At 66.7% G+C, this 22294-nt stretch carries 19 protein-coding genes; 11 read left to right on the top strand and 8 right to left on the bottom strand.

Annotated elements, in window-relative coordinates; translation table 11 throughout:
- Nucleotides 1–176 precede the first annotated feature (176 nt).
- The 7 genes from I0D00_RS01370 (at nt 177) to I0D00_RS01340 (ending at nt 8406) form a co-directional block, all read left to right on the top strand.
- On the top strand, nt 177–1880 hold the full coding sequence (locus tag I0D00_RS01370) for an AMP-binding protein (RefSeq protein WP_213637974.1): 1704 nt from the start codon (nt 177–179) through the stop codon (nt 1878–1880).
- A gap of 99 nt (nt 1881–1979) precedes the next feature.
- Nucleotides 1980–3491, top strand: a complete 1512-nt coding sequence (locus tag I0D00_RS01365; protein ID WP_213637973.1) for a CoA-acylating methylmalonate-semialdehyde dehydrogenase — start codon at nt 1980–1982, stop codon at nt 3489–3491.
- Nucleotides 3492–3735: 244 nt separating this feature from the next.
- Nucleotides 3736–4509, top strand: coding sequence for an enoyl-CoA hydratase (locus tag I0D00_RS01360; protein WP_213637972.1), 774 nt, complete (start codon nt 3736–3738; stop codon nt 4507–4509).
- Between the two features lie 7 nt (nt 4510–4516).
- Nucleotides 4517–5425, top strand: coding sequence for a 3-hydroxyisobutyrate dehydrogenase (gene mmsB, locus I0D00_RS01355; protein WP_338050415.1), 909 nt, complete (start codon nt 4517–4519; stop codon nt 5423–5425).
- 2 nt (nt 5426–5427) lie between these two features.
- Nucleotides 5428–6516, top strand: a complete 1089-nt coding sequence (locus tag I0D00_RS01350) for an enoyl-CoA hydratase/isomerase family protein (RefSeq protein WP_213637970.1) — start codon at nt 5428–5430, stop codon at nt 6514–6516.
- Between the two features lie 29 nt (nt 6517–6545).
- Nucleotides 6546–7697: an acyl-CoA dehydrogenase family protein gene (locus tag I0D00_RS01345; RefSeq protein ID WP_213637969.1), complete on the top strand. Its 1152-nt coding sequence runs from the start codon at nt 6546–6548 to the stop codon at nt 7695–7697.
- A 106-nt stretch (nt 7698–7803) separates the two neighbouring features.
- A complete protein-coding gene (locus I0D00_RS01340) occupies nt 7804–8406 on the top strand; it encodes a TetR/AcrR family transcriptional regulator (RefSeq protein WP_213637968.1) in 603 nt (200 codons plus the stop codon).
- Nucleotides 8407–8424: 18 nt separating this feature from the next.
- On the opposite strand, the gene I0D00_RS01335 is transcribed toward I0D00_RS01340, so the two are convergent.
- From I0D00_RS01335 to I0D00_RS01300, 8 genes are all read right to left on the bottom strand, one after another.
- Nucleotides 8425–8814 carry a MerR family transcriptional regulator gene (locus tag I0D00_RS01335; protein ID WP_213637967.1) on the bottom strand — a complete coding sequence of 130 codons (390 nt, stop codon included), beginning with the start codon at nt 8812–8814 and terminating at the stop codon, nt 8425–8427.
- 270 nt (nt 8815–9084) lie between these two features.
- A complete protein-coding gene (locus I0D00_RS01330) occupies nt 9085–10323 on the bottom strand; it encodes an OprD family porin (RefSeq protein WP_246533214.1) in 1239 nt (412 codons plus the stop codon).
- Nucleotides 10324–10565: 242 nt separating this feature from the next.
- Nucleotides 10566–11570, bottom strand: coding sequence for a branched-chain amino acid ABC transporter permease (locus tag I0D00_RS01325; protein WP_213637965.1), 1005 nt, complete (start codon nt 11568–11570; stop codon nt 10566–10568).
- Between the two features lie 2 nt (nt 11571–11572).
- Complete coding sequence (locus I0D00_RS01320; protein WP_213637964.1) at nt 11573–12460, bottom strand: branched-chain amino acid ABC transporter permease; 888 nt, start codon at nt 12458–12460, stop codon at nt 11573–11575.
- 72 nt (nt 12461–12532) lie between these two features.
- Nucleotides 12533–13747: an ABC transporter substrate-binding protein gene (locus I0D00_RS01315; protein WP_213637963.1), complete on the bottom strand. Its 1215-nt coding sequence runs from the start codon at nt 13745–13747 to the stop codon at nt 12533–12535.
- A gap of 104 nt (nt 13748–13851) precedes the next feature.
- Nucleotides 13852–14574, bottom strand: a complete 723-nt coding sequence (locus I0D00_RS01310) for an ABC transporter ATP-binding protein (protein ID WP_213637962.1) — start codon at nt 14572–14574, stop codon at nt 13852–13854.
- Entirely contained in the window at nt 14571–15347 is a 777-nt protein-coding gene (locus tag I0D00_RS01305; protein WP_213637961.1) for an ABC transporter ATP-binding protein, read from the bottom strand. Before I0D00_RS01305 ends, I0D00_RS01310 begins: the two co-directional genes overlap by 4 nt.
- A gap of 414 nt (nt 15348–15761) precedes the next feature.
- Nucleotides 15762–16352, bottom strand: coding sequence for a peroxidase-related enzyme (locus tag I0D00_RS01300; protein ID WP_213637960.1), 591 nt, complete (start codon nt 16350–16352; stop codon nt 15762–15764).
- Nucleotides 16353–17010: 658 nt separating this feature from the next.
- Between I0D00_RS01300 and I0D00_RS21405 the strand changes: the two genes are divergently transcribed.
- The 4 genes from I0D00_RS21405 (at nt 17011) to I0D00_RS01280 (ending at nt 22284) form a co-directional block, all read left to right on the top strand.
- Nucleotides 17011–18726 carry a S8 family peptidase gene (locus tag I0D00_RS21405; RefSeq protein ID WP_338050365.1) on the top strand — a complete coding sequence of 572 codons (1716 nt, stop codon included), beginning with the start codon at nt 17011–17013 and terminating at the stop codon, nt 18724–18726.
- Nucleotides 18727–18999: 273 nt separating this feature from the next.
- A complete protein-coding gene (locus I0D00_RS01290; protein ID WP_213637959.1) occupies nt 19000–19398 on the top strand; it encodes a MerR family transcriptional regulator in 399 nt (132 codons plus the stop codon).
- A gap of 29 nt (nt 19399–19427) precedes the next feature.
- Nucleotides 19428–20591 (top strand): isovaleryl-CoA dehydrogenase, encoded by a 1164-nt coding sequence (locus I0D00_RS01285; RefSeq protein ID WP_213637958.1) that lies wholly within the window; start codon nt 19428–19430, stop codon nt 20589–20591.
- An 85-nt stretch (nt 20592–20676) separates the two neighbouring features.
- The gene (locus tag I0D00_RS01280) at nt 20677–22284 is read left to right on the top strand and encodes a carboxyl transferase domain-containing protein (protein ID WP_213637957.1); all 1608 of its coding nucleotides are present in this window, start codon (nt 20677–20679) and stop codon (nt 22282–22284) included.
- Nucleotides 22285–22294 lie beyond the last annotated feature (10 nt).

Genomic DNA, 22294 nt, shown 5'->3' with positions numbered 1-22294 from the left:
GCACAGGTATACCCCGGGCCAGCTTCCACGACCAGTGCGGCCATTGGTATTTTTTTGCACATCCATTCGGTTTATTTGCGCCTGTTTGCTGCGCAAACGCTTACCTATACTCGAGCCATCCGCCTGATCGAGCTGTGCATCAGGCCACCCGACAACAACACAACAGGGTCAGCACCATGAACAGCAACTGCCACCCCTTCCTCGCCGCCCGCGACTTCCTGCTGGCCCATCGCAGCGACTACGCCACCGCCGTACGCGACTTCCGCTGGCCGCAGCTCGACCAGTTCAACTGGGCACTGGACTACTTCGACGTCATGGCCGCCGGCAACCAGAGCCCGGCGCTGTGGATCATCGAGGAGGACGGCAGCGAGCAGCGCTACAGCTTCGCCGAGCTGAGTGAGCGCTCCAATCGGGTGGCCAACCACCTGCGCGAGTTGGGCGTGCGCCGTGGCGAGCGCATCCTGCTGATGCTGGGCAACCACATCGCCCTGTGGGAAACCATGCTGGCGGCGTTCAAGCTCGGCGCCGTGGTGATCCCGGCCACCGCCCTGCTCACCGCCGCAGACCTGCACGACCGCATTGAGCGCGGCGGCGTGCGCCACCTGGTGGTGGGCAGCGAACATGCCGACAAGTTCGAGCAGCTCGCCCCGGGCTGCACGCGCATCTGCGTCGGCCAGCCGGTCAGCGGCTGGGTCCCGCACAGCGCCGCCGGCGATTACCCCGCCCGGTTCCAGGCCGACGGCAGCACCAGGGCCGGCGACCCGCTGCTGCTGTACTTCACCTCCGGCACCACCAGCAAGCCGAAGATGGTGCTGCACAGCCACCAGAGCTACCCGGTCGGCCACCTGTCGACGATGTACTGGATCGGCCTGCAGCCGGGCGATGTGCACCTGAACATTTCCTCGCCGGGCTGGGCCAAGCATGCCTGGAGCTGCCTGTTCGCGCCGTGGAACGCCGGCGCCTGCGTATTCATCCACAATGTCGCGCGCTTCAGCGCCCCGGCCCTGCTCGAGGTGCTGGAGCGCTACGGCGTCACCAGCCTGTGCGCGCCGCCGACGGTCTGGCGCATGCTGATTCAGCAGGACCTGGCCGGCTGCCGCGAGCGCCTGCGTCTGCGCGAGCTGGTCGGCGCCGGCGAACCGCTCAACCCGGAGATCATCGAGCAGGTCCAGGAGGCCTGGGGCCTGCCGCTGCGCGACGGCTTCGGCCAATCGGAAACCACCGCGCTGGTCGGCAACACCCCCGGCCAGCCGCTCAAGCCCGGCTCCATGGGCCGTCCGCTGCCCGGCTACCGGGTGTGCATGCTCGACCCGGATGGCCTGCCGGCCAGCGAAGGCGAAGTCGCCCTGCCGCTGGATCCCGCGCCGCTGGGCCTGATGCTCGGCTACGAGGACAGCCCGGAGAAGACCGCCGAAGTGATGCGCGGCGGCTACTACCGCACCGGCGACACCGCGGCCGTCGACGCCGAGGGCTACATCACCTTCGTCGGCCGCGCCGACGACGTGTTCAAGGCCTCCGACTACCGCATCAGCCCGTTCGAGCTGGAGAGTGCGCTGATCGAGCACCCGGCGGTGATGGAGGTGGCGGTGGTGCCCAGCCCCGACCCGCTGCGCCTGGCGGTGCCCAAGGCGTTCCTCATCCTCGCCCACGGCCAGGTCGGCGACGCCGAACTGGCCGCGGACATCCTCGCCTTCGCCCGCGAGCACCTGGCGCCCTACAAGCGGGTGCGGCGCATCGAGTTCGTCGGCGAGCTGCCCAAGACCATCTCCGGCAAGATCCGCCGGGTGGAACTGCGGCAGATGGAGCTGCAGCGCCGGCAGGACGACAGCCGCGCGCCGCTGGAGTTCTTCGAGGAAGACTTCCCCCAACTCAAGGGCTGAACCGGCTGGCGCGGCAACCGCGCCCTCCCCCGACATATCCGTACGCGGCTGCAGTGGCCGCTGGACCTAGCTCGCCCCACTCAACAGGCAGGAACCAAGATGACCGCTACCCCCTCCATCCCCAGCGTGAAACTGCTGATCAACGGTGAATTCGTCGAATCGACGAGCAGCCAGTGGCGCGACGTGGTCAACCCGGCCACCCAGCAGGTGCTGGCTCGCGTGCCTTTCGCCACCGACGAGGAAATGAACGCCGCGGTGGCCAGCGCTGCCTTGGCCTTCAAGACCTGGCGCAAGACCCCGATCGGTGCCCGTGCACGGATCTTCCTCAAATATCAGCAACTGATCCGCGAGAACATGCAGGAGCTGGCGGCGCTGCTCAGCGCCGAACAGGGCAAGACCCTGGCGGACGCCGAGGGCGACGTGTTCCGCGGCCTGGAAGTGGTCGAGCACGCGGCCAATATCGGCAGCCTGCAGATGGGCGAACTGGCCAACAACGTCGCCGGCGGCGTCGATACCTACACCCTGCACCAGCCGCTGGGCGTGTGCGCCGGCATCACCCCGTTCAACTTCCCGGCCATGATCCCGCTGTGGATGTTCCCGATGGCCATCGCCACCGGCAACACCTTCGTGCTCAAGCCGTCCGAACAGGACCCGCTGGTGACCATGCGCCTGGCCGAGCTGGCGCTCGAGGCCGGGGTGCCGGCCGGCGTGCTCAACGTCATCCACGGAGGCGCCGAGGCGGTCAACCTGCTGTGCGATCACCCGGCCATCAAGGCGGTGTCCTTCGTCGGCTCGACCAAGGTCGGCACCCACGTCTACAACCGCGCCACCGCCAACGGCAAGCGCGCGCAGTGCATGATGGGGGCGAAGAACCACGCCATCGTGCTGCCCGACGCCAACAAGCAGCAGACCCTCAACAACCTGCTCGGCGCCGCCTTCGGTGCCGCCGGCCAGCGCTGCATGGCGCTGTCGGTGGCGATCCTGGTGGGCGAGGCGCAGAGCTGGCTGGCGGAGCTGATCGAGAAGAGCAAGACCCTGAAGGTGGGTGCCGGCAGCGAACCGGGCACCGACGTGGGTCCGGTGATCTCCTGCGCCGCCCTGGACCGGGTCAGCGGCCTGATCGCCCGCGGCATCGAGGAAGGCGCCGAGCTGGTCCTGGATGGCCGCAACCCGCAGGTGCCCGGCTACCAGGACGGCAACTTCGTCGGTCCGACCATCTTCGCCGGCGTCACCCCCGAGATGAGCATCTATAAGGAAGAGATCTTCGGCCCGGTGCTCTGCGTGATGCACGCCAAGACCCTGGACGAGGCGATCGAGCTGATCAACGCCAACCCCAATGGCAACGGCACCGCCCTGTTCACCCGCTCCGGCGCCGCCGCACGGCGCTTCCAGGAAGACATCGACGTCGGCCAGGTGGGCATCAACGTGCCTATCCCGGTGCCGGTGCCGCTGTTCTCCTTCACCGGCTCGCGCGCCTCCAAGCTCGGCGACCTCGGTCCCTACGGCAAGCAGGTGGTGCAGTTCTACACCCAGACCAAGACCGTGACCCAGCGCTGGTTCGACGAGACCGAGGCCGGCGGTTCGGTCAACACCACCATCACCCTCAAATAAAACAAGCGGGACGGCCTGGAGAGCCTGTTCACGATCTCGCGAGCTAGCACCATGCAAGGCGAAAACAGACGAGGAAGCGCAGTTTACGAGCTGTAAATGAGCATTCCGAGTCTGTTTGACACGCGTTGCTCGCCCTTCGGGCCAGCCTACGGCTGTTACTCCCGTTGGTCGTTGCAACGCAGCAGGGCCGACGCGCAGCAGATCATGAGCAGGCTCTGGGGCCGGCCCCTCGGGAGACATCACCATGGACTACCAAACCCTGCTGGTCGAGGTTCGCGACCGGGTCGGCCTGATCACCCTCAACCGGCCCCAGGCGCTCAACGCCCTGAACAGCCAGCTGGTCGGCGAGCTCAACCAGGTGCTCGACCGCCTGGAGGCCGACCCCGAGGTCGGCTGCCTGGTCATCACCGGCTCGGCCAAGGCCTTCGCCGCCGGCGCGGACATCAAGGAGATGAGCGCGCTGAGCTACCCGCAGATCTACCTGGACGACTTCTTCGCCGCCGCCGACCGCATCGGCAACCGGCGCAAGCCGCTGATCGCCGCGGTGGCCGGCTACGCCCTGGGCGGCGGCTGCGAGCTGGCGCTGATGTGCGACTTCATCTACGCGGCCGACAACGCCCGCTTCGGCCTGCCGGAACTGAGCCTGGGGGTGACCCCCGGCATCGGCGGCACCCAGCGCCTGACCCACGCCCTGGGCAAGGCCAAGGCCATGGAACTGTGCCTGACCGGCCGCCAGCTGGGCGCCGAGGAAGCCGAGCGCGCCGGCCTGGTGGCCCGCGTGTTGCCCGCCGCCGAGCTGCTCGAGCAGACCCTGGCGGTGGCCCGCGGCATCGCCGCCAAGTCGCTGCCGGCCACCCTGCTGGTCAAGGAATGCGTCAACCGCGCCTTCGAACTCGGCCTGGCCGAGGGCGTGCGCTTCGAGCGCCGGGTGTTCCATTCGCTGTTCGCCAGCCACGACCAGAAGGAAGGCATGAACGCCTTCGTGGAAAAGCGCCAACCCAACTTCCAGCACCGTTGAGCCCCCCATTACAGAGGTATCCACCATGCATATCGGTTTTCTCGGCCTCGGCAACATGGGCGGCCCCATGGCCCGCAACCTGCTCAAGGCCGGTCACAGCGTCAGCGTCTTCGACCCCTCGAACCAGGCCGTCGCCGTCCTGGTCGAAGCCGGCGCCCAGGCCGCCACCTCGCCCGCGGCAATTGCCCAGGCCCAGGTGGATGCCATCGTCACCATGCTGCCGGCGGCAACCCAGGTGAAGCAGGTCTACCTGGGCCAGGACGGCCTGCTGGCGCATGTCCGTCCGGGCGTGCTGCTGATCGACAGCTCGACCATCGACCCGCTCAGCGCCCGCGAGGTGGCCGCCCAGGCAGCCGCCCAGGGCAACCCCATGCTCGATGCGCCGGTGTCCGGCGGCACCGGCGGCGCCGCGGCCGGCACCCTGACCTTCATGGTCGGTGGCGAGGTCGCCGACTTCGACCGGGCCGGGCCTATCCTCGCCGCCATGGGCAAGAACATCGTCCACTGTGGCGCCAGCGGCAATGGCCAGGTGGCCAAGATCGCCAACAACATGCTGCTGGGCATCTCCATGGTCGGCGTCGCCGAAGCCATGGCCCTGGGCGTTGCGCTGGGCATGGACGCCAAGGTGCTGGCCGGCATCATCAACACCTCCAGCGGCCGTTGCTGGAGTTCGGAGATCAACAACCCCTTCCCCGGCGTGCTGGAAAACGCCCCGGCCTCGCGCGGCTACAGCGGCGGTTTCGGCACCGACCTGATGCTCAAGGACCTCGGCCTGGCCACCGAAGCGGCCCGGCACGCGCGCCAGCCGGTGCTGCTCGGCGCCGCCGCGCAGCAGCTGTACCAGAGCTTCAGTCTGCAGGGTAATGGCGGCCTGGACTTCTCCGCGGTGATCAAGCTGTACCGCAAGGAGGCCTGAACATGAGCGCAACCGAGGCCCCCGTACTGGCAGAAGTGCGCAACCGTGTCGGCCACCTGAGCCTCAACCGGCCCGCTGGGCTGAACGCCCTGACCCTGCCGATGGTGCGCCTGCTCCTGCAACAGCTGCATGCCTGGGAGCGCGACCCCGAGATCCTCGCGGTGGTGCTGCGCGCCAACGGCGAGAAGGCCTTCTGCGCCGGCGGCGACATCCGCATGCTGTACGACAGCCACCGATCCGGCGGCAATCTGCACGAAATCTTCCTCGAGGAGGAGTACGCCCTCGACGCCTACATCCACGCCTACCCGAAACCCACGCTGGCGTTGATGGACGGTTTCGTCCTCGGCGGCGGCATGGGCCTGGTCCAGGGCGCGAGCCTGCGGGTGATCAGCGAACGCACGCGCATGGCTATGCCGGAAGTCGCCATCGGCTTCTTCCCGGATGTCGGCGGCAGTTACTTCCTGCCGCGCCTGCCCGGCGAGCTGGGCATCTTTCTCGGCGTCACCGGTATGCAGGTGCGTGCTGCAGACGCCCTCTACTGTCGCCTGGCCGACTGGTGCCTGCCCAGTGAACGGCTGGCCGAATTCGATCGCGGTCTCGACGACCTGCACTGGACCGGCCAGCCGCGGGAAGCCTTGCGCAACCTGGTGGCCAGCCTGGCGACCGACCAGCTGCCCGGCGCCGAGCTCAAAACCGTCCGTGCGGCCATCGACCAGCATTTTGCCCTGGCCGACCTGCAGAGCATCCGCACCGCGCTGGCGCAGGAGACCCGAGCCGAGCTGCGGGCCTGGTGCGATGAAGTCATTCGAGTGCTCGACAGCCGTTCCCCCCTGGCCATGGCGGTGACCCTGGAGCTGCTGCGGCGCGGGCGCCAGTTGCCGCTGGCCGACTGCTTCGCCCAGGAACTGCACCTGGACTACCAGTGGTTCGACCAGGGCGACCTGATCGAAGGGATACGGGCGCTGATCGTCGACAAGGACAAGACCCCGCGCTGGCGCACGGCCCGCATCGAGGCCCTGGATGCGCAGCAGGTGCAGCAATTTTTCAGTGGCTTCAAGCCAGCCCCGCGCGCGAACCAGCGCACTGCCTGAACGGCGCCCCATAACAGGAGAACGGTGCGATGCACGACATCGAGCTGACAGAAGAGCAATGCATGATCCGCGACATGGCTCGCGACTTCGCCCGCCGCGAAGTCGCCCCCCACGCCCAAGCCTGGGAGAAGGCCGACTGGCTCGACGACGCCGTGGTGGCGCAGATGGGCGAGCTGGGCCTGCTCGGCATGGTGGTACCGGACCAATGGGGCGGCAGCTACACCGACTATGTGGCCTATGCCCTGGCCGTAGAGGAGATCTCCGCCGGCGACGGCGCCCTCGGCGCCCTGATGAGCATCCACAACTCGGTGGGCTGCGGGCCCATCCTCGGCTTCGGCACCCAGCAGCAGCAGGATCGCTGGCTGCCGCTGCTGGCCAGCGGCCAGGCCATCGGCTGCTTCTGCCTGACCGAGCCCCAGGCCGGCTCCGAGGCGCACAACCTGCGCACCCGCGCCGAGCTGGTCGACGGCCACTGGGTGCTCAACGGCGCCAAGCAGTTCGTCAGCAACGGCAAGCGCGCGCGCCTGGCCATCGTCTTCGCCGTGACCGATCCGGAGCTGGGCAAGAAGGGCCTGTCGGCCTTTCTGGTGCCGACCGATACGGCGGGGTTCGTGGTCGAGCGCAGCGAGCACAAGATGGGCATCCGCGCCTCCGACACCTGCGCGGTGACCCTGGACGACTGCCGCATCCCCGCCGACAACCTGCTCGGCGCGCGCGGCAAGGGCCTGGCCATCGCCCTGTCCAACCTCGCCGGCGGGCGCATCGGCATCGCCGCCCAGGCCCTGGGCATCGCCCGGGCCGCCTTCGAGGCCGCCCTGGCCTATGCCCGCGAGCGCATCCAGTTCGGCAAGCCGATCGCCGAGCACCAGAGCATCGCCAATATGCTCGCCGACATGCACACCCGGCTCAACGCCGCCCGCCTGCTGATCCTGCACGCGGCGCGGCTGAAAAGCGCCGGCCTGCCCTGTCTGTCGGAGGCCTCCCAGGCCAAGCTGTTCGCCTCGGAAATGGCCGAGCGCGTGTGCTCCAACGCCATGCAGATCCACGGCGGCTATGGCTACCTGGAAGACTACCCGGTCGAGCGCTACTACCGCGACGCACGTATCACCCAGATCTACGAGGGCTCGAGCGAGATCCAGCGCCTGCTGATCGCCCGCGAACTGGCCAACTACCCGCTGTAACCGGCATTGGCCAAACCGCTCAGGCCAACCGAGCGCTGGCGACCTGGGTTTTCCCCGCCCGGGGCGCCATGCTCGGCACTCGCCCACTCACAGCCAATGCACCGCCATGCCCGCCACTCAACGACTTGCCGATCCCTCGCGCTACCAGGCCACCCGCAGCCAGGCCCTGAGCCTGTTCGCCGAACGCGGCTTCAGCCGCGTGAGCATGCGCGACCTGGCCGAGCACCTGGGGATCAAGCCCGGCTCGATCTACCACCACATCGAGAGCAAGGAAGCGCTGCTGTTCGAGTTGATCGAAGAGCTCTACGAACAGCTGCTGCACGGCGCCCGTCAGCTGAGTCGCCGCGCCGCCACGCCAGCCGAGCAGCTGCATGGGCTGCTCGAGGCGCACCTGCGCTTGCACGCCAGCATGGGCGCGCATTTCCGCCTCGCCGAATACGACGGCCACTGCCTGGCCAGCGAGCAGCAGGCGCGGATCGGCGAGCTGCGCGGTCGCTACGAACACCTGCTGATACAAGGCGCGGAGCGATTCGGCGGGCAACCGCTCGGCAGCAGCCGGCGCGCGGCCTTGAGCAGCATCGTCAGCCTGCTCAACCAGCTACCGGCCTGGCTCGAGACGCCAGGGCTGAGCGCCCCGGCACGGCTCGAGCTGCTCCACGACATGGTCATGAGCGCCCTGCGCGCGGCCTTGCGCGCGCCCCAGGACTGACGGGCGGCGACCCGGGCTTCAATGGGTCTCGGGAATCTCCAGCAAGGCGGCGCGGCAGCGCTCTTCGGCGGTGTCCAGTTCCAGCTGCATCTGGCGGATATCCAGCAGCTGCTGCTCCAGTTGCAGGCGCCGCTCGGCGATCTTGCCCAGCATGATGTTGAGCTGGTGACGGTTGTCACCCTGGGGGTCGTACAGCTCGATCAGGGTCTTGCACTCGGCCAGGGAGAAGCCGATGCGCTTGCCGCGCAGAATCAGCTTCAGCGCCACCCGGTCCTTGGGCGTGTAGATCCGCTCCTGGCCGCGCCGGGTCGGCGACAGCATGCCCTGCTCTTCGTAGAACCTAATGGTGCGGGTGGTCACGTCCAGCTCACGCGCCAGTTCGGAAATGCTGTAGGTCTTGGCGGTCATGCTTGATCCTTGGTCTATTGCCCAGGCGCGACAGCGCGCAGCGGCGCGTATGGCATGGGTTCATGGCTGTGTGAACCTTGGGACGCTAACAACTCATTACGTTAACGTCAACGCAATGGCTCCCCGACTACCGGCGAGAATGGCCGTCAGAGATGCATGGTCGGCAAACGGCTCGCATCAGCATTGAGGCCGGAGAATAAAAAAGCCGGGCCACCAGGGCCCGGCACAGGACACACCGGGGAGCAAGCGAATCGAGCGGCTAGCCCGGCCTTACCAGAGCGGCAGGCTGTAGCTGAGGATCAAGCGGTTCTCGTCCAGGTCGCTGCCGAAGTTGCTGCGGGTGGTGGCGTTGCGCAGGCGCAGGCCGAGGTTCTGCAGCGGGCCGCTCTGCACCACGTAGGCGATATCGGTGTTGCGCTCCCAGGTCTTGCCCTCGCGCTGGCCGGCGCCGCGGTCGACGTTGTCGCCGGACAGGTAGCGGGTCATGAAGGTCAAGCCCGGTATGCCAACGGCGACGAAGTCGAAGTCGTAGCGCAGCTGCCAGCTGCGTTCGTCCTGGTTGCCGAAATCATTGATCTGCACCAGGTTGACCAACGCGTTGTCGGCGCCGGCGATGTAGGCGAAACCGGTGTCGCCGGAGAGGTGCTGGTAGCCGGCGGTGAAAGCATTGCCGCCGAGGCGGTAGCTGAACAGCGCGCCGAAGGCATCGTTGTCGACGTTGCTGCCGCCGTCGTCCGTGGAGCGGGCGTAACGGATATCCGATTTGAAGCTCTGCCCCTCGCCCAGCGGCAGCTGATGCACCAGGTTGACCAGGTGCTGCTTATAGATGCCGTCGAGGCCGCCATAGTAGTAGCTGGTGGCCAGCTCGGGTGTCCACTGGTAGCGGCCGCCGGCGAACAGGAACTCGTCGCTGGTCTTGCTGCTGCCCAGGGTGATGTTGCGCTTACCGCCGTTGAACACGGTCATCTCCTCATTATCCGAGGAGTCGCGCAGGTTGATCCGGTCGAGGCGCCCAAGGTCCAGGCTCAACCCCTCCACCTCGTTGCTGTTGAGCCAGGCGCCGCGGAAGGTCTGCGGCAGCAGACGGCTGTCGTTGCGCATCACGGCCGGCAGCACCGGCTGCAGGGTGCCGAGCTTGAGGGTGCTGTTCGACGCCTTCAACTTGGCGGTCAGACCGACTTCGCCGTATTCGTCCTGGGCACGCTTGGGCGCCTCGCGGTCGCTCTTGAGGATACCGGTGCCGACCCGGTCCGAGCTGGAATCGAGCTTGATGCCGAGCAGGCCGATGGCGTCGAGGCCAACGCCGACGGGCCCCTCGGTGTAGCCGGACTCGAAGCGCAGCATAAAGCCCTGGGCCCACTCCTCGGCCTTGGCCTGTTTGGCGCCGTCCTGACGGAAGTCGCGGTTCATGTAGAAGTTGCGCATATCCAGGCTGGCCTTGCTGTCGTCGAGCAACGCGGCCGAGGCCGGCGTGCAAATTGCGAAGGCCGCGGCCAGGCCCGAGAGCATGAATACCTGAGTAGGACGAAGTACGGACATAGGTCTCTCTTCTTGTAGATGGGGTAGTGCCGCATCCCAGACAGCCCACTGCGGCGCGTAACCCGGCGAAGGCCGGTGGAGCCGGCCCATTAGCCACGGGTTTGCCGTGGCGGCTAGACAGCCCTGCCGACCACTCGACCGGGCGATTTCGGCAAACAGCCCCCCCCGGCGCGGATCTCGGTCCGCACCCGAAGTACCAAGGAGGGCTTGCTCTAGAAGTTGCGCCTGGCCAGCTTCAGCACCCAGCCGACGATGCCGGCTCGGAACAGCAGCACGCAGATGACGAAGATCACCCCGAGGATCACATGCACCCACTCGCCCAAGGGACCGTTGGACAGGTAGCTCTGCAGGGTGACCACCACGCCGGCGCCGACCAGCGGCCCGAGCACGGTGCCGACACCGCCGAGCAGGGTCATCAGGATCACCTCGCCGGACATGTGCCAGTGGGCATCGGTCAACGAGGCCAGCTGGAACACCACGGTCTTGGTCGAGCCGGCCAGACCGGTCAGCGCGGCGGAGATAACGAAGGCCAGCAGCTTGTGCGCGTCGACGTTGTAGCCCAGCGAGATCGCCCGCGGCTCGTTCTCGCGGATCGCCTTGAGCACCTGGCCATAGGGCGAATGGATGGTGCGCTGGATCACCGCGAAGCCGAAGATGAACACCGCCAGGACGAAGTAGTACAGCGTCAGGTTGTCGTTCAAGTCGAACAGGCCGAGCAACTGACCGCGTGGCACGCCCTGCAGGCCGTTCTCGCCGCCGGTGAACGGCGCCTGCACGTAGATGAAGAACACCAGTTGCGCCAGCGCCAGGGTGATCATGGCGAAGTAGATGCCCTGACGGCGGATCGCCAGCAGGCCGAACAGCAGGCCCAGCACCGTGGAGGCCAGGGTGCCGGCAAGTATCCCCAGCTCGGTGCCCAGGCCGCTGTACTGGCTGAGCAGGAAGCCGGTGACGTAGCCGCCGGTGGCGAGAAAGGCGGCGTGGCCGAACGACAGCAGGCCGGCGTAGCCGAGCAGCAGGTTGAAGGCGCAGGCGAACAGGGCGAAGCACAGCAGCTTCATCAGAAACACCGGGTACACCGCCAGCGGCGCGACCAGGGCGACACCCAGCAGCGCCAGGTAGAACCAGCGCTGGCGCCGCTGCGCGGCCTGCTGGCGCTCGCGCACCGCCTGGGGTTGCGGCACCAGGCTGTCCTGCTTGATATGCAGACTGGTCATGGCTATGCCTCCTTTCCGAACAGTCCCGCGGGACGAATCAACAGCACCAGCACCATCACCAGGAACACCACGGTGTTGGACGCCTCCGGATAGATCACCTTGGTCAGCCCCTCGATCAGGCCCATGGCCAGGCCGGTGACGATGGCGCCCATGATCGAGCCCATGCCGCCGATGACCACCACGGCGAACACCACGATCAGCAGGTTGGCGCCCATGGTCGGGGTGACCGAATAGATGGGCGCAGCCAGCACCCCGGCGAATGCCGCCAGTGCCGCGCCATAGCCATAGGTCAGGGTGATCAGCAGGGGCACGTTGATGCCGAAGGCCTGCATCAGCTTGGGGTTCTCGGTACCGGCGCGCAGGTAGGAGCCGAGCCGGGTGCGCTCGATCATGTACCAGGTGGCCAGGCACACCAGCAAGGCGGCCACCACCACCCAGGCGCGGTAGCTGGGCAGGAACATGAAGCCCAGGTTGTAGCCGCCCTTGAGCAGCTCGGGCATCGGGTAGGACGCACCGGAGACGCCGAACAGCTTGACGAAACAGCCCTCGACGATCAGCGCCAGGCCGAAGGTCAGCAACAGCCCGTAGAGGTGATCCTCGCCGGCGATCCGGCGCAACAGGCCGCGCTCGACGAGCATGCCCAGGGCTCCGACCAGCAGCGGTGCCAGGACCAGCGCCACCCAGTAATTGACGCCCAGGTAGTTGAGGCCGAGCACCGCGGCGAAAGCCCCGAGCATGTACTGGGCGCCATGGGCGAAGTTGATGATCCGCAGCAGGCCGAAGATGATCGCCAGGCCCAAGCTGAGCAGGGCATAGAAGGCCCCGTTGATCAGGCCGAGCAGCAGCTGGCCGAGCAGCACGCTCAGCGGTATGCCGAGTACCATAGTCATGATTGTCCACCCGCTGGAGGTCAGTGACACCCGGCTGCAGCAGCCGGGTGGTGAGCTGATGTCGACTGCCGGTCAGTTCTTCGCCAGCAGCTTGCACTGGCTCGCGGCCAGCGGACGGAAGGCCTGGTCACCCGGGATGGTGCGGACGATCTTGTACAGGTCCCACTCGCCCTTCGACTCGGCCGGGCTCTTCACCTGGGCCAGGTACATGTCGTGGACCATGCGGCCATCGGCGCGGATATGGCCGTTCTTGGCGAACATGTCGTTGACCGGCGTGGCCATCATCTGCGCGCGCACCGCCTGGGTATCGTCGCTACCGGTGGCCTTGACCGCGTTCAGGTAGTGCATGGCGGCCGAGTAGATACCGGCCGGCACCATGCCCGGCATCTTGCCGACGCGTTCCTCATAGCGCTTGGCCCAGGCACGGGTCTCCTCGTTGAGGTCCCAGTACCAGCCGGTGGTCAGCATCAGGCCCTGGGTCACGTCCAGGCCCATGGCGTGGATATCGTTGAGGAACACCACCATGCCGGCCAGCTTCTGCCCGGACTGGGCGACGCCGAACTGGTTGGCGGTCATCAGCGAGTTGACCGTGTCGGCGCCGGCGTTGGCCAGGGCGATCACATCGGCCCCGGAGCCCTGGGCCTGGAGGATGTAGGAGGAGAAATCGCTGCTCGGGAACGGATGGCGAACCTTGCCCAGCACGGCGCCGCCATCGGCTTCGACCACCCTGGTGATGTCACCTTCCATGGCATGGCCGAAAGCATAGTCGGCGGTCAAGATGAACCAGTTCTTGCCGCCGTTAGCCAGCACCGCCTTGGCTGTGCCGTTGGCCAGGGCGAAGGAATCGTAGGTCCAGTGGACATGGTTGGGCGAGCAGAATTCGTCGGTCAGGCTGGAGGCCGCCGCACCGGAAATCAGCGCCAGCTTGCCCGACTGCTCCACCACCTTGCTCGCCGCCAGCACCACCGAAGAGGCGACCAGGCCGGTGACCATGTCGACGTTGCGCTCATCGACCCATTGGCGCACGGTGTTGGCGCCGACATCCGGCTTGTTCAGGTCGTCGGCACTGAAGATCACGATCTTCTTGCCATCGATCTGGCCGCCGAAGTCCTCGACGGCCATCTTCAGCGCTTCCAGGCCGCCCGGCCCGGAGAGGTCGCGGTAGGTGCCGGACATATCGGCCAGGTAGCCGATGCGGATTTCGTCGTCGCTGACCTGCGCCTGGGCGGCGCAGGCGATCAGGCTGCTGGCGAGGATGGTGCTTGCTGTCTTCTGGAACAGATTCATCGGGTTACCTTCCACAGTTATTGTTGTTGTACCGGGAAAAGCGCCCTCGATCCGGCGGGCCTGGGGCGCGCCGCACGGCATGTTTCGAGGGGTGAGACTGGGGGTCAGACGCCGAGGCTGCTGTGCAGCAACTCCTGCTTGAGCGGCAGTTCGGCGGCGCTGATTTCCTCCACGATCTGACCGTGATCCATCAGGTAATGGCGGTCGGCCAGCGGTGCGGCGAAGCGGAAGTTCTGCTCCACCAGCACTATGGTCAGGCCCTTCTCCTTGAGCTTGAGCAGCACCTCGGCCAGCTTCTGCACGATCACCGGGGCCAGACCCTCGGTGATCTCGTCGAGCAGCAGCAGGTTGGCGCCGGTGCGCAGGATGCGCGCCATGGCCAGCATCTGCTGCTCGCCGCCGGACAGCCGGGTGCCCTGGCTGAAACGCCGCTCGTAGAGGTTGGGAAACATCTCGTAGATCTCGTCGAGGCTCATGCCGCCGCTGCGCACCATGGGCGGCAGCAGCAGGTTTTCCTCGACGTTGAGGCTGGCGAAGATGCCGCGCTCTTCCGGGCAGAAGCCCACACCCAGGCGCGGGACCAGGTGCGCGGCCATGCCGAGGGTCTCGTTGCCGTTGATCACGATCGAACCGGTACGCCGGCCCACCAGGTTCATGATCGCCCGCAGCGTGGTGGAGCGCCCCGAGCCGTTGCGTCCGAGCAGGGTCACCAGTTCGCCGCGGCGCACCAGCAGGTCGATGCCATGCAGGATGTGCGATTCGCCGTAGAAGGCATGCAGGTCGCTGACCCGCAGCTGCTCGTAATGCGGACTGTGCAGGCTGGTCATGGGTGTGCCTCCTCGAGGACGGCCGCTTCGCTGCCCAGATAGGCCTCGCGCACCTGGGGGTTGGCCGAGACGCTGGCGTAGTCGCCCTCGGCGAGGATCGCGCCACGGGCCAGCACGGTGATGCGGTCGCACAGCTGGCTGACCACGCCGAGGTTGTGCTCCACCATCAACACCGTGCGCCCCGCCGCGGCGCGGCGCACCAGGCCGATGACCATTTCCACGTCCTCCGCGCCCATGCCCTGGGTCGGCTCGTCGAGCAGCAATACGGTCGGCTCCAGGGCCAGGGTGGTGGCCAGTTCCAGGGCGCGCTTGCGCCCGTAGGGCAACTCGATGGCCAGGGTGTCGGCGAAACCGAGCAGGCCCACTTCGTCGAGCATCTGCCGGGCGCGCTGATCGAGGCGCTCGAGCGTACGCTCGGATTGCCAGAACCGAAACGAGTTGCCCAGCTTGCTCTGCAGCGCCACACGCACGTTCTCCAACACGCTCATGTGGCCGAACACGGCGGAAATCTGGAAGGAGCGCACCAGGCCCAGGCGGGCGATCTCGTTCGGCTGCAGGCCGGTGATCGCCTTGCCCTGGTAGAGGATCTCGCCGCGGCTCGGCGGGAGGAACTTGGTCAGCAGGTTGAACACCGTGGTCTTGCCGGCCCCGTTGGGTCCGATCAAGGCATGGATGTGTCCCTGCTGCACACGCAGGTCGACCGAGTCCACGGCGGTGAAGCCGCGAAATTCCTTGGTCAATCCGCGCGTTTCCAATACGAACTCTGGTGACATGTGGAGCCCTCTAACCTTGATTGTTGTTATTGGTTATGGCGCTGCAGACACTATTACCTTTACGTAAACGAAAAACATTATACGAAGGTCTAATCCCGACCTCATGATCTATCCGCGAGCTACATTGCCCGGACATATCCCTATGCTTCCGGTTCGTTGCCTCTGCCCATGGCTGCTGCCGACAGGGCCAACCGGGCGACGCGCCGATGACCGGCGAGCCAGAGTATAAGCAGGCATTCGTAAAATAATAACGAGCAAAAAATCAGGTGCGTTATGCAAAAATATTGCACCGACCGGCGAGGCGGCAGCAGCCAGCCACAGCCCTGCCCTCCCCTGAACGCGAGGCGGGAAGGCGCTGCAGTCACACTCCGTGGGCCGCCCGCTGGCGACGGGCACCGCGGCGCTCGGACGGCCTCAACGCGGCGCCCTGGGCACGCGGCCCATCAGGTAGAACTCGGGGTTGGGCGGCGTACCGGCCAGCGACACCAGGCGGTTGGACAAACTGAAGAACGCGGTGATGGCGCCGATGTCCCAGATATCGTCGAGGCTGAAACCGACAGCCTGCAGACGCGCCTGCCAGTCGCCATCCAGACCGCCGCGTTCGAGCCCGACATGAAAGGCGAAATCGAGCATCAGCCGCTGGCGCCCGCCGAGCGGCGCGGTGCGGTGGTTGACCGCCAGCTGATCGGCGAGCAGCGGATCCTTGCTGTAGATGCGCAACACCGCACCATGCGCCACCACGCAGTACAGGCAGCCATGCCGGGCACTGGTGGCGACTACGATCATCTCCTTCTCCGCCGGCGTCAGGCTGTCGGACTCCCGCTCCATCAGGGCATCGTGATAGGCGAAGAAGGCACGGAACTCGTCCGGGCGGTGGGCCAGCATGAGAAACACATGGGGCACGAAGCCGGTCTTGTCTTGTACCGCGAGAATCCGCTCGCGCAGGTCGTCCGGCACGTGCTCGAGGCTGTCAGGTAGCGGGAAGTGGCTGATCGCCGGGCGCATCGGATACTCCTTTATCGGCAGCGGCAGCTTCTACACCGGCACCGCTGTTGGCCGCGGCACGTGCCGGCACACGCTGCAGAGCTTGGCATGCGAGCCTTGCGCAGCTTGTCGCTGACCGCCATGGGAAGGCTTCGACGGCTTCGCCCAGCACCGGCTCGGCCATCGTCGTCGCGAGTGATTCCGTTAACGTAAACTGGTGATCTGCACCTGTCTAGTTACCCTCGGGGCGAATCTGGCCGACTTATCTCGATCAGTGCACATCGTCACGTTGCCGGCTGATGTCGGCTAGCGCACCGGGAGATCGCGGCTATTCTCACCAACGCAATTGGAACCATGGTGCTTGCTTCTCTGCCCCCCGCGGTACTTCCGCCGAAGCACGGGGCCGGGTTGCCGTCTTCGGGCATCGTCAACCCCAATCGCACGAAGGAAGCAAGGAGCCTCGAAGCGTTATCGCGTTTTGAGGGTACACAGGGATGTGCAGTCCGCAGACGAGGGGTCACGCCCCCCGCAGTCGCGAGAGTTCGCCGGCGATCGACGCCGGTCCGGACGCCCTCTGCAGGCGCCACGAGCGCGCTGCCGAGCATCCCTCTATCAGTCAGGAGCGACGAGGCCGCAACCCGCGCGCCCGTTACCCACCTAATACAGGGGATATGCAAACGTGACTTCTACCCGTACTCGCACCACGCGTGCCCTGCGCCACCCTGCGCTGGCTACCGCCTGCGCTGTGGCAATCGCCGCACCCATGGCCTTCGCCGCGCCAGACGCAGCTAGCGCACGGATCAACACCAGCGTGCTCAAGGAAGGCCAGAACTACGATCGCTTCATCGTCAAGTACCGCAGCGGCAGCAGCGAACTGGCCAGCAGCAGCATGCGGGCCCAGGCCCTCAACGAGGCCGGCCTGCTCCAGGGCCTCGGCCTAGGCCAGCTGCGCCGCACCGCCCTTGGCGCCGATGTCATCAAGTCGGCCCGCAAGCTCGACCGTGCCGGCGCCGAGGCCCTGATGCAGCAGATCGCCGCCAACCCCAACGTCGAGTACGTCGAGGTGGACGCCCTGCTCAAGCCCGTCTTCACGCCCAACGATTCGCGCTACAACGAGCAGTGGCACTACTACGAGGCCACGGCCGGGATCAATGCACCGGCCGCCTGGGACCGCAGCACCGGCAGCGGCACGGTGGTCGCGGTGCTGGACACTGGCGTCGTCAGCCATCCCGACCTGGACGGCAACCTGGTCGCCGGCTACGACATGATCTCCGATACCGAGGTGGCCAACGACGGCAACGGCCGCGATGCCGACCCGTCCGACCCGGGCGACTGGACCACCGGCCAGTGCGGCACGCCCAGCGACTCCAGCTGGCACGGCACCCACGTCGCCGGCACCGTGGCCGCCGTGACCCATAACGGCGAGGGGGTGGCGGGGGTCGCCTACAACGCCAAGGTCATGCCGGTGCGCGTGCTCGGCACCTGCGGCGGCTACACCTCGGACATCGCCGACGGCATCGTCTGGGCCTCCGGCGGCAGTGTCAGCGGCGTGCCGACCACCAGCACCCCGGCCCAGGTGATCAATATGAGCCTGGGCGGCAGCGGCAGCTGCAGCCTTACCACGCAGAACGCCATCAACAGCGCGGTCGGCCGCGGCACCACCGTGGTGGTCGCGGCGGGCAACAGCAACGCAAACGCCAGCAACTTCAACCCGGCCAACTGCAACAACGTCATCACGGTGGCGGCGACCACCCGCAGCGGGTCGCGCTCGAGCTTCTCCAACTACGGTTCTGTGGTCGACCTCGCCGCGCCGGGGTCGGGGATTCTCTCCACCCTGAACAGCGGTACCACCACCCCCGGCAGCGCCAGCTACGCCGCCTACAACGGCACCTCGATGGCCGCTCCGCACGTAGCCGGGGTGGTCGCCCTGATGCAGACCGCGGCGCCGAAGACCCCGGCGCAGGTGGAAAGCCACCTGAAGAACTCTGCCCGGCCGCTGCCCGGCAGCTGTTCCGGAGGCTGCGGCAGCGGTCTGGTCGATGCCCGCGCGGCAATCGACGCGCAACTCGGCGAACCGCCGGTGAACGACGATACGCTGTTCAACGGCCAGCCGATATCCGGGCTCTCCGGTAGCAAGGGCTCGACCAAAGCCTACAACATCACCGTGCCAGGCGGCGTCGGCAGCCTCACCTTCAGCCTCTCCGGCGGCACGGGGGATGCCGACCTCTACGTGCGCTTCGGCACGCCCCCGACCACCAGCAGCTACGACTGCCGTCCCTACCTCGACGGCAACAGCGAAACCTGCACCTTCAACACCCCACAAGCCGGCACCTATCATGTGATGCTGCGCGGCTACTCCAGCTACTCCGGCGCCAGCCTGGTAGCGCACCACTAAAAGCGCCTGCTGTTTGCCCCAGCCAAGCGACAGGTCTCGCCGCGCGGCTGGGGACTCTTCCAGGGTCTGCCCCCCTGCCGGACGACCACTCGGTGCACCGGGGGAGGAAGCAACAGTTCTCGTTACACCTTAGGTTAGTTTTGTACCTAATTGTCTTATAGGATTTTTTCCTACATTCCTTGGCACCCTGCCCCAGACATTCTTGTGACGGGCGTTGACTTAGAAGCCCGGCACGTTTACGTTAACGTAAAGCACAGCAGCCGAGATCTACGCATGGCCGCCACCTACGGTATCTCCGACCTGGCCCGCGAGCTGGACATCACCACCCGCGCCATCCGCTTCTACGAGGAGCAAGGCATGCTCAGCCCCGAGCGGCGCGGCCAGGAGCGCATCTACAGCGCCAAGGACAAGGTCACCCTGAAGCTGATCCTGCGCGGCAAGCGCATCGGCTTTTCCCTGGCCGAGTGCAAGGAGCTGATCGAGCTGTACGACCCGGGCCACGGCAATCGCAAGCAGCTGGAGACCTTCATGGGCAAGATCGCCGAGCGCCGCGCCCAGCTGCAGCAGCAGCTGCTGGACATTCAACAGATGCAGCTGGAATTGGATACAGCCGAGGAGCGCTGCCTGATCGCGCTGGCTGAAATTGTTAAAAAACAAAGCGTTAACTACTGAACTTAAATCGAATAATCACAGGTGGAACCATGAGCTATCCGTCCCTCAACTTCGCCCTCGGCGAAACCATCGACATGCTGCGCGAGCAGGTCCAGGCCTTCGTCGCCGCCGAGCTGGCGCCCCGCGCCGCCGCCATCGACAGTGACAACCTGTTCCCCGCCGACATGTGGAAGAAGTTCGGCGACATGGGGCTGCTCGGCGTCACAGTATCGGAGGAATACGGCGGCGCCGGTCTCGGCTACCTGGCCCACGTGGTGGCCATCGAGGAGATCAGCCGCGCCTCGGCCTCGGTCGGGCTGTCCTACGGCGCCCACTCCAACCTGTGCGTCAACCAGATCAACCGCAACGGCACGGCCGAACAGAAGGCCAGGTACCTGCCCAAGCTGATCAGCGGCGAGCACATCGGCGCCCTGGCCATGAGCGAGCCCAATGCCGGCTCCGACGTGGTGTCGATGAAGCTGCGCGCCGAGCGCCGTGGCGACCGTTTCGTGCTCAACGGCAGCAAGACCTGGATCACCAACGGTCCGGACGCCGACACCTATGTGATCTACGCCAAGACCGACCTGGAAAAAGGCCCCCACGGCATCACCGCCTTTATCGTCGAGCGCGACTGGAAGGGTTTTTCCCGCGGCAGCAAGTTCGACAAGCTGGGCATGCGCGGCTCCAACACCTGCGAGCTGTTCTTCGATGACGTCGAGGTGCCGGAGGAGAACATCCTCGGCGTGGAGAACGGCGGCGTGAAGGTGCTGATGAGCGGCCTGGACTACGAGCGCGTGGTGCTGGCCGGCGGCCCGGTCGGCATCATGCAGGCCTGCCTGGACGCGGTGCTGCCCTATATCCACGACCGCAAGCAGTTCGGCCAGAGCATCGGCGAGTTCCAGCTGATCCAGGGCAAGGTCGCCGACATGTACACCCAGCTCAACGCCAGCCGTGCCTACCTCTATGCCGTGGCCCAGGCCTGCGACCGCGGCGAGACCACCCGCAAGGACGCCGCCGGGGTGATTCTCTACAGCGCCGAACGCGCCACCCAGATGGCCCTGGAGGCGATCCAGATCCTCGGCGGCAATGGCTACATCAACGAGTTCCCCACCGGCCGCCTGCTGCGTGATGCCAAGCTCTACGAGATCGGCGCCGGCACCAGCGAGATCAGGCGCATGCTGATTGGCCGCGAGCTGTTCAACGAAACCAAGTGATCCGTAGGGTGCGCGGGGCCGCCCAGGCTGTGCGCACCACAAGACAACGGCGTGGTGCGCAGAGCGCACCCTACAGGAAGCGACCATGGCCATCCTGCACACCCAGATCAATACCCGTTCGCCGGAGTTCGCCGCCAACAGCACGGCCATGCGCGATCAGGTCGGCGCCCTGCGCAGCCTCCTCGCGCGCATTCACGAAGGCGGCGGCGAGAAGGCCCAGCACCGCCACATCTCCCGCGGCAAGCTGCTGCCGCGCGAACGCATCAACCGCCTCCTCGACCTCGGCTCGCCCTTCCTCGAGATCGGCCAGCTGGCCGCCCACGGGGTGTACGGCGAAGAGGTGCCGGCCGCCGGGGTGATCGCCGGTATCGGCCGCGTGGAAGGCGTCGAATGCATGATCGTGGCCAACGACGCCACGGTGAAGGGGGGCAGCTACTACCCGCTGACGGTGAAAAAGCACCTGCGCGCCCAGGCCATCGCCCGCGAGAACCGCCTACCGTGCATCTACCTGGTGGACTCCGGCGGCGCCAACCTGCCGCGCCAGGACGAGGTGTTTCCCGACCGCGAGCACTTCGGGCGGATCTTCTTCAACCAGGCCAACATGAGCGCCATGGGCATCCCGCAGATTGCCGTGGTGATGGGCTCCTGCACCGCCGGCGGCGCCTATGTGCCGGCCATGGCCGACGAGGCGATCATGGTGCGCAACCAGGCCACCATCTTCCTCGCCGGCCCGCCGCTGGTGAAGGCCGCCACAGGCGAGGTGGTCAGCGCCGAGGACCTGGGCGGCGCCGACGTGCACTGCAAGACCAGCGGCGTGGCCGACCACTATGCCGACAATGACGAGCACGCCCTGGCCCTGGCCCGGCGCAGCATCGCCAACCTCAACTGGCGCAAACAGGGCGTGCTCAACCACCGCGAGCCGATCGCCCCGCTGTACGACGCCGAGGAGCTGTACGGGGTGATCCCCAGCGACGCCAAGCAGCCCTTCGATGTGCGCGAGGTGATCGCCCGCATCGTCGACGGCTCGCTGTTCGACGAGTTCAAGGCGCTGTTCGGCGCCACCCTGGTCTGCGGCTTCGCCCACATTCAGGGCTACCCGGTGGCGATCCTCGCCAACAACGGCATCCTGTTCGCCGAGTCGGCGCAGAAAGGCGCGCACTTCATCGAACTGGCCTGCCAGCGCGGCATCCCCCTGCTGTTCCTGCAGAACATCACCGGTTTCATGGTCGGGCAGAAGTACGAGGCCGGCGGCATCGCCAAGCACGGCGCCAAGCTGGTCAACGCGGTGGCCTGCGCCAAGGTGCCGAAGTTCACCGTGATCATCGGCGGCAGCTTCGGTGCCGGCAACTACGGCATGTGCGGCCGCGCCTACGACCCGCGTTTCCTGTGGATGTGGCCGAACGCGCGGATCGGCGTGATGGGCGCCGAGCAGGCCGCCGGCGTGCTGGTGCAGGTCAAGCACGAGCAGGCGGCCCGTGCCGGCCAGGCCTTCTCCGCCGAAGAGGAAGCCAAGCTCAAGCAGCCGATCCTCGAGCAGTACGAGCGCCAGGGCCACCCTTACTACTCCAGCGCCCGGCTGTGGGACGACGGCGTCATCGACCCGGCGCAGACCCGCGAGGTGCTCGGCCTGGCGCTGTCCGCCGCGCTCAACGCGCCGATCGAGCCGACGACCTTCGGCGTGTTCCGCATGTAAGCCAGGGAAA

Source organism: Pseudomonas lalucatii (assembly GCF_018398425.1).
GTDB classification, from domain to species: Bacteria; Pseudomonadota; Gammaproteobacteria; order Pseudomonadales; family Pseudomonadaceae; genus Aquipseudomonas; species Aquipseudomonas lalucatii.
This window is presented reverse-complemented; position numbering and strand designations above follow the sequence as displayed.